The organism is Myxococcus sp. CA039A (assembly GCF_013336645.1).
Lineage (GTDB): Bacteria > Myxococcota > Myxococcia > Myxococcales > Myxococcaceae > Myxococcus > Myxococcus llanfairpwllgwyngyllgogerychwyrndrobwllllantysiliogogogochensis.
The window spans coordinates 1-6,198 of record NZ_JABUMQ010000476.1 but is presented as its reverse complement, the minus strand read 5'-3'; the positions used below and the strand labels follow the sequence as shown (position 1 = coordinate 6,198).

6 protein-coding genes and 1 pseudogene are annotated in these 6,198 nt (G+C 70.1%); 1 reads left to right on the top strand and 6 read right to left on the bottom strand.

The window, feature by feature from the left end; translation table 11 throughout:
- Positions 1 to 250, bottom strand: a pseudogene (locus HR086_RS43755) (metalloenzyme); the annotation flags it as partial.
- Positions 251 to 281: 31 nt separating this feature from the next.
- On the opposite strand from HR086_RS43755, the gene HR086_RS43750 reads away from it, so the two are divergent.
- Complete coding sequence (locus HR086_RS43750) at positions 282 to 1,367, top strand: DUF4388 domain-containing protein (RefSeq protein WP_141649099.1); 1,086 nt, start codon at positions 282 to 284, stop codon at positions 1,365 to 1,367.
- A 151-nt stretch (positions 1,368 to 1,518) separates the two neighbouring features.
- On the opposite strand, the gene HR086_RS43745 is transcribed toward HR086_RS43750, so the two are convergent.
- From HR086_RS43745 to HR086_RS43725, 5 genes are all read right to left on the bottom strand, one after another.
- Entirely contained in the window at positions 1,519 to 2,706 is a 1,188-nt protein-coding gene (locus tag HR086_RS43745) for a GTP-binding protein (protein ID WP_174468604.1), read from the bottom strand.
- Positions 2,703 to 3,857 carry an anhydro-N-acetylmuramic acid kinase gene (locus tag HR086_RS43740; protein WP_174468603.1) on the bottom strand — a complete coding sequence of 385 codons (1,155 nt, stop codon included), beginning with the start codon at positions 3,855 to 3,857 and terminating at the stop codon, positions 2,703 to 2,705. Before HR086_RS43740 ends, HR086_RS43745 begins: the two co-directional genes overlap by 4 nt.
- A 37-nt stretch (positions 3,858 to 3,894) precedes the next feature.
- Complete coding sequence (locus HR086_RS43735; protein WP_174468602.1) at positions 3,895 to 4,854, bottom strand: N-acetylmuramic acid 6-phosphate etherase; 960 nt, start codon at positions 4,852 to 4,854, stop codon at positions 3,895 to 3,897.
- Positions 4,855 to 4,858: 4 nt separating this feature from the next.
- Entirely contained in the window at positions 4,859 to 5,050 is a 192-nt protein-coding gene (rpmB, locus tag HR086_RS43730) for a 50S ribosomal protein L28 (protein WP_015348676.1), read from the bottom strand.
- Between the two features lie 103 nt (positions 5,051 to 5,153).
- Positions 5,154 to 6,198, bottom strand: a 1,045-nt coding sequence (locus tag HR086_RS43725) for a desaturase (RefSeq protein WP_174468601.1), incomplete at its 5' end; no start/stop codon positions are given.

The window sequence follows — 6,198 nt, the reverse complement described above, 5'->3', positions numbered from 1 at the left end:
GCACGTGCTGGCCGATGAGGGCGGGGGCCGGGTCTCCCGTGAGGATGGCCGTCTGGTTCGAGGCGGACTGGGGCCTTCCGGACACGCCGAACGTCGTGTCCACGGGAATACAGCGCCCTCCGTCCGGCAGGGTGGGGCCTGGGGCGTCCTGGAAGAAGGAAAGCAGGTGTTCACGGTGGGCGAGCGGGTTGATGGCCGGGTCCTTCCGGCCAATGCCCACACCATCGATGAACAGGAGCGCGACGCGCACGGCTCGCGACTGTATCCTCGAAACAGAACGCATGGCCCTCCACGGCGACCTCTTCAGCTATCCGCTTCCCGAGTTCCTTCAATGGTTGGACAGCTCCCGCAAGACGGGGACGCTCCAGCTCTCCTGGGAGGCCGGCGAGCGGAAGCTCTTCCTTCTCTCTGGTCAGGTCGGGGCTACGGCCTCGGAAGGCCTGCGTGGGAGGGTGGCCCGACTCCTCGCGCTGGCGAAGCTCGCCTCGGGCGCCAAGGTGCTCGCCGCCTTCGACGAGCTGTCGCGCACACCGGACGTGGACGCCGCGTTCGACGTGCACGGGCTCCAGTCGCGGTGGATTCGGGATTTGGGCCGCGAGGAGCTGTTCGCGGCGATGACGGACCTGACGATTGCCGAGCGGGGGACGTTCCACTGGACGGAGGACGCGGACCGCTCGGGCGAGGACTGGGTGCCGTCCGACATGAGCATCCGCGAGCTGTTGTTCGAATCGCTGCGCTGGGTGGATGAGCAGCCGGACGTGGACAAGGCGCTGCCCATCGACGCGCTCAGCGTCCGCGCGTTGACGCCGCCCAGCCCGAGCCAGCCGCTGATGCATCGAATCATCCTGGGGTTGTGCGCGACGCCGCAGAACCTGGGGCGTCTGCGGCTGTCGATGGGCGTGTCCCGCTCGTCGGTGACGCGGCGGGTGTACGAGCTGCTCCGGGCGAAGCTGGTGGAGGTGGATGGCGCGCCGCAGGTGGAGGCGGACCCGGTGGCGGAGATGCTGGAGAAGGGCGCGGTGCTGATGCGTGAGGGCCAGTTCGACGCGGCGGGCATCGTCTGCGCGTCCCTGCTGGCGAGCGACCCCGCGGACCGGCGCGTGCGCGAGTTCGCGCGACTGGTGCAGCGTGAGCACGTCGCGGCGCTGTACTCGGACATGCCGCCGCTGCTGGTTCCCCTCGTGATTCACGACCCGCAGGGCATGTCGCTGCTCAAGCCCGAGGAGCGGCAGATCGCGGGCCTCGTGAGCGGGACGTGGGATGTGTCCACCATCGTCCTGGCGAGTCCCGCGAGGGAGTTGGAGACGCTCAAGACGCTCGCGAAGCTGCACCGCATGGGCTTGCTGCAGCTCACCGCGCCGCGCTGACCGGTGCGCCCGAGTCGGCTCCGCGCTGATCGAGGCGGCGGAGTCGGCTCCACACGGACCGAGGTGCAGGAGTCGGCTCCGTGCTGGCGGAGGCGCCCGAGTCGGCTCCGCGCCCCGTGCGAAGTGCCGGGGCGCGCTGCCGTCCGCGCTGCTACTCCGAGGCGGGGAGGCCCACCGCGTTGAGGCGGACGAAGGTCTGCATCAGCACATAGAGCGCGAACGCCGCGTCATCGACGCGCAGGTGTTGCTGGGTGGCAAGTCCCTGGATGCGCAGCAGATCCGCCCCATCCACGCGGAGCAGGAACGCCTGTTGCGCCAGCGTGCCCTCACCCGCGAACGCCAGCGAGCGCCGGATGGCGTCCGTGCAGGCCGTGACGCAGGTGGAGTAGTTGCCCGCCATGAACGCGGCCTCGGCCGCGCGCGCGTGGTCGAACAGGTCTCCCGGCGCCAGCGCGCTCACCGCGCCGAGCAATTTGGCGGAGGTGGCCTGCGAGATGGGGGCCGCGATGGGAGGCGGAGGCGGCGCCACCATGGGCTCCACCCGAGGCGGGGGAGCAATCGCGGGGAACGAGCCCGAAGGACGATGGGGCACCGGCGTCGGCATCATCGCCACGGCGGGACCATGGCCCGAGGGCGGGGCCAGATGCGACGAAGGGGGCGGCTGCCGGTGCTGGAGGTGCTGGGCGAGCTGCGCTTCCAGTCCCGCGGGCTGCGCGCCACCGACGGGGGCCACCGGGCGCGGCGGCGGGACGATGCGCTTGGCGCGCAGGTCCTTGATGACCAGCCGGGTGATGGCCTTGAGCGTGTCGAGCACCCCGCGCCCATTGGTGGCGGCGGTCTCGAAGTCCGGCACGCCGCGCGGGTTGAGCTCCTGGCGGAGCTGCTCCACGGGCAGCACGTTCTCCAGGTCCCGCTTGTTCCACTGCATCACCAGCGGGAAGCGGTCCAGCCGGATGCCGTGCTCGAAGAGGTTCTCTTCCAGGTTCGCCAGCGACTCGCGGTTGGCGTCCATCGCGTCCGGCTGCGAGTCCGCCACGAAGACGACGCCGTCGGCGCCCTGGAGCACCAGCTTCCGCGTCGCGTTGTAGAAGACCTGGCCGGGCACGGTGTACAGCGCCAGCCGCACCGAGCAGTCCCCGACGCGCTCCACCTTCACGGGGAGGAAGTCGAAGAAGAGCGTCCGGTCGCCTTCCGTGGCGATGGACATCATCTCGCCCCGGTGCGCGGGCCGGACGGTTTCGTAGATTTTCCGCAGCGAGGTCGTCTTGCCGGACAAGCCAGGTCCGTAAAAGACGATTTTGGCGGCCACCTCGCGGGCCATCAGGTTCACGCTGCTCACGGTGTCAGCTTTCCTAGAACGACTCGACGCTTCGCGCCAGTTGCGGACGGGACATTCGCGGGGGTTCCCACGAGGAATTCGGCGGCCAGCAACGCGAACAGGGCCGCTTCCTTCGCTCCTTCCGGAAATCCCAGGGTATCAAGCCGGCGGACGGGAAGGGGGGCCAGCCGCTCCTCGAGCCGCTCCATCAACCGGGGATTCCGGGTACCCCCTCCCGAGGCGTACATCGCCTCCAGACCTGGAGTGCGAGGCAGGACCCACGTCTCGTACGCCCGCGCGGTGCTCTCCACGGTGAACTCCAGCGCGGTGGCCATCAAGTCATGGGGGCGGTCCGCGTAGCGCGCCCACAGGCGCTCCACCATCACGTCACCGTAGCGCTCGCGCCCGGTGCTCTTGGGAGGAGGCTGCGCGAGGAACGCGTCCGTGAGCAGCTCCGCCAGCAGCGCCGGAATCACCTGGCCTTGCCGTGACAGACTCCCGTCCAGATCGCACGCCAGTTTCCCCTGGGTGACGCGCCGCGCCAGCCCATCCATCACCATGTTGCCGGGCCCGGTGTCGAAGGCGAGGGTGTCATCCAGTCGCGCGCTGACGACGGACACGTTGGCGATACCGCCGATGTTCTGCAGGGCGCGAGGGGCCTCGGGGTTTCGGAAGGCCACCCAGTCGAAGTAGGGCACCAGCGGCGCGCCATGGCCTCCGGCGGCCACGTCCCGGGTGCGGAAGTCGCTGACGACGGGCAGGCCCGTGCGCTCGGCGATGACGGAGGGTTCGCCAATCTGCAGGGTGGAGGGGAAGGCCGAGGTCCCTGGTGGCAGGTGCGCCATCGTCTGCCCGTGAGAGCCGATGGCGCTCACGTCCGAGAGCGCCACCCCGGCCCGCTCAATCGCCTGGAGCGCGGCGCGGGCGAAGTGCTCGGCCAACTCGAAGTCGAGCTGACTCAGGGAGCGGGCGTCCTGGGGCCCCAGCATCCGGACCACCAGCTCTGGGGGAAAGGGCGCGGAGACGTGGGACAGCAGGCGCAGCCGGGCTCCGCCGCCCGTGCCCGTCACCTCGCACAGCGCGGCCTCCACCGCATCCGCGCTGGTGCCGGACAGCAACCCGACGCACAGGCGCGGGCGCTGGGAGTCAGGGAGGGGAGGTTGGAGGCGCATGCCTCCAAGTCTAAGACTCGCCCCCCACGCCGCGCCGTCAGCGGACGGGCGAGCGGGGGCTCCGTGCGTGCGCGCCCTTACGTCCCGGGCCGCCAAGCGCACGCAAGCCGTTCTCCTGGAGACGCTTCCGGGCGCCCCGGGCGTCCAGCCCCGTGAAGTGCATGGCCACGGCCACCTTCACCTCGCCGCCGGAGGCCTCCAGCAGACGGGAGGCTTCCGGAGCGGGCAGGTGCGTCAGCTCGGCCACCATTCGCGCGGCGCGGGCTCGCAGCTTCGCGTTGGCGGGGCGCACGTCCACCATGCGGCCCCGGTACACCTTGCCCAGCGCCACGAAGGCCGCGGTGGTGATGGCGTTGAGGATCAGCTTCGTCGCGGTGCCGGCCTTCAGCCGCGTCGAGCCGGCCACCAGCTCCGGCCCCGTGCGCGCCAGCACCAGGGTGTCCACGTCCGCGCGAGCTTTGGGAGGGTTGCAGCACACCAGCACCGTGTGCGCCCCACGCCGCTTCGCTTCACGCAGCGCGCCCCGGACATACGGCGTGGAGGAGCTGGCGGAGATGCCGCACACGACGTCGAGAGGGCCCGCGTCGAAGGCGCGCACGTCGGAGGCGCCCGCGTCGGCGTCGTCCTCGGCGCCTTCCACGGCGCGAGTCAACGCCCGGCGTCCACCGGCGATGCGCGCCTGGACCTGGGAAGGGGAGCTGCCGAACGTAGGAGGACACTCGCTGGCGTCGAGCACGCCCAGACGTCCACTGGTGCCAGCACCTACGTAGAGAAATCTGCCGCCCGCCCGCAACGCATTCGCCACGGCCGTCGCTGCCTGGGTGACAGCGGGCAACGCGGGGCGAACCGCACGGACGGCAACGACGTCCTCGTCATGTAACCGGCGGACGACCGACCCGATGGAGCGTAGATCAAGGTCGTCCGCGCGGGGATGAAGCCGCTCGGTGGGAGGGAGTTTCTTGGATGAAGCGCGTGAGGACCCCACCCCCGAGCGCATTACTTCAAGCCGCCTTCGTCACCTTGCCCGCTTTGATGCAGCGGGTGCAGGCGAGAACGCGCTCCGTGCGGCCCTCGACGCTGGCCCGGACCTTCTGCAGGTTCGGGAGGGTTCGCTTCTTGGTCTTGTTGTTCGCGTGGCTGACGTTGTTGCCGACGAGCGGACGCTTGCCACAGATGTCACACTTCCACGCCATGACCTCTAACTCCTTGAAAACTGGGGCGTTGGACGCCTGCCGATAAAGAGCGGCGGAACCTGCCAGAAAGCCGCTTGGAAATCCAGCCTTTCAGCCGTTTGGATCAGCCCTTGAGCGGATCCTTCTTGTTCAACATGTCCTGAACCAGGCGTGCGGCGCGCACTCCGGCGAGCAGCTCGCCCTCCAGGCCGAGGCCGGGAAGCACCTCGCGGCCCGCGAGCAGCAGGTTCTTCACCGGGGTTCGCTGACTCAAACCGGTGACGCCCAGCACTGCTTCCGACTCGAAGCTGTAGAGCGGGTGCGGCATCAGCCGCGTGCCGCGCGAGCCGCTGGCGTCGAGGTAGGGCACGGAGCGCAAGAGCCGGTGCTGCGCGGTGAAGGGCATCACGGCGTCCAGCTGCGCGTCGATGCGGGTGGCCAGGGCCTGAAGGTGCTCCTCGCCCAGCTCCCGAGCGGACGCGGGGATGAAGACGCCGGCGCACACGACACGCAGGGCCTCCGCGTCCTTGCTCTCCTTGCCACCCGTGGCCGAGGCGCGCGCGGGGTGGAGCTGGAGCAGCATGGCGCCCAGCTCCGCGTCCTGGGTGTCCACGAGCGTCAGCTCGCCCAGGCCACGAGGGAGCGCTGTCTCCGGCACCACCCAGTTGACGGTGAAGAGGATGGATTTGGTCGTGGACTGATCCAGGTGCTCCATCAGGCCACGGTGGTGCTTCTTGTCCGTCACCAGCCGCCGCAGCGCGCCGGAGTCGGTGGCGGCCACCAGGCAGGCCGCGCGGTAGATCGTGTCCGAGCGGACCAGCTTCACGCCGGCGAACTTGCTGCCGTCGAAGGACAGCTCCTCGACGATGAAGCCGGTGGGGCTGTCGCGTCCGAGCACGTCGCCGCCCAGCTCCGCCAGCCGCCGGGTGAGCATCTCGCGCAGGCCGTCGTGACCGCCGGCGAAGAAGGAGGGCGCCGCCAGCACCTGGGACAAGGTCCGGGTGAGCGCGAGCGGCGACTCCGGCTTCTCTAGGTGGTTGATGAAGGGGCGCAGCCCGCGCACCAGGGAGGCCGCGGGGGCGTCCGAGGCCAGCCGGAGCGGAGTCTCCAGCCCGGGGTGGGCCTTGATGAGCTTCTTGAGGCCCCATCCCTCGAAGAATCCATCCGGG

Excerpts from the sequence above, each read along its gene's own strand:
- HR086_RS43740 (WP_174468603.1), bottom strand. The coding sequence starts at position 3,857 with ATGCGCCTCCAACCTCCCCTCCCTGACTCCCAGCGCCCGCGCCTGTGC.
- rpmB (WP_015348676.1), bottom strand. The coding sequence starts at position 5,050 with ATGGCGTGGAAGTGTGACATCTGTGGCAAGCGTCCGCTCGTCGGCAAC.
- HR086_RS43735 (WP_174468602.1), bottom strand. The coding sequence starts at position 4,854 with ATGCGCTCGGGGGTGGGGTCCTCACGCGCTTCATCCAAGAAACTCCCT.
- HR086_RS43750 (WP_141649099.1), top strand. The coding sequence starts at position 282 with ATGGCCCTCCACGGCGACCTCTTCAGCTATCCGCTTCCCGAGTTCCTT.